The 1,115-nt window shown below is 62.8% G+C and carries 1 protein-coding gene; it reads right to left on the bottom strand.

Going from position 1 to position 1,115, the window contains the following annotated elements:
* On the bottom strand, positions 1–918 hold a 918-nt coding region (locus tag EN852_RS34515; protein ID WP_189546324.1), incomplete at its 3' end, for an IS110 family transposase.
* Between the last annotated feature and the right edge of the window lie 197 nt (positions 919–1,115).

Below are 1,115 nucleotides of genomic sequence, written 5' to 3'. Positions count from 1 at the left end.
CCAAGGTTCGTTGTTTCGGATCATTGCACTGAGGATGGTCAGGATCTTTCGCGCGACGGCGACGAGCGCGACCTTGGGCTCTTTGCCCTTGGCAATGAGACGCTGATGGAAGGCCTTGAGGACAGGATTTGAGCGACTGGCGGTGAGGGCTGCCATATAGACTACCCTGCGCACGGCATGCCGGCCGCCCCAGATGATGCGGCGACCTTTGAAGGTGCCGGTGTCGAAGTCGTAGGGCGCCAGGCCGGCAAGGGCTGCAATCTCGCGTCGTGAGGCCTGCCCGATCTCCGGCGCCAAGGCCAGCACGGTATGGCTGAACACCGGACCAGCACCGTGGAAAGACTGGATCAGGCGGTCTTTGGCCGCGAGCGCTGGCTGGCTGGCGACAAGATCGGCCATACGCTTGGCAAGCAGTACGATATCGAGCTCAATGCGCCGCAGCCGCTGGGAGAAGATGCGCCTGACCGTCGGCTCGCGAACCTGCTCGAGCTGATTGGCCAGACTGACCTTGTCATCGCTGAGCTGCCTGCGGGCCACGACCAGATCGGCCAGTTGTTCGGCGATTGGGTCGCTCTGCACCGGCCGGGTCGGCAGTTCGGCTGTGTAGCGGGCAATCAGCAGGGCATCGATGCGATCGTTCTTGGCCAACTGGCCAAGGGCGCGGGCATAGTGGCGCAGCTTGTGCGGATTGACGTTCCTGGCTGGCAGGCCCGCCTTGCGTAGCGCCTTGGCCACGCCGCGCTCATAGCCTCCACTCGGTTCCATGCCGATGGCGCGCACGTTGCGGCCTTGCAGCCACTTGATCAGCTTGGCCCATCCGTCCTTGTCGTTGTCGAAACGTGCATGCTCTTGCGTCTGAAACACCGCCACGTCGAGCCACCATTTGGCAACGTCGATGCCGACATCCTGTACACCCATCTCCTCGGTCCCTTCCTTGTGTGCGGGGGCTTGCCCCTTGCAACTGTTCGGGTTCACAAAAGAAGGCGGTCGGGCCCCAGCTCATCCACGGTTTAGGCTACCTGAGGGGTGACGGGCTCTCGATCGCCGCCACGGATCAGGCAAACACCTGGTCCGTGGCACCCTCAACATGCACGATTCCAAACACACAAGGGGTG

Source organism: Mesorhizobium sp. M2E.F.Ca.ET.209.01.1.1, from assembly GCF_004010375.2.
Lineage (GTDB): Bacteria > Pseudomonadota > Alphaproteobacteria > Rhizobiales > Rhizobiaceae > Mesorhizobium.
Note: the sequence above shows the minus strand (reverse complement) of the source record. Positions and strands in the feature narration are given on the sequence as shown.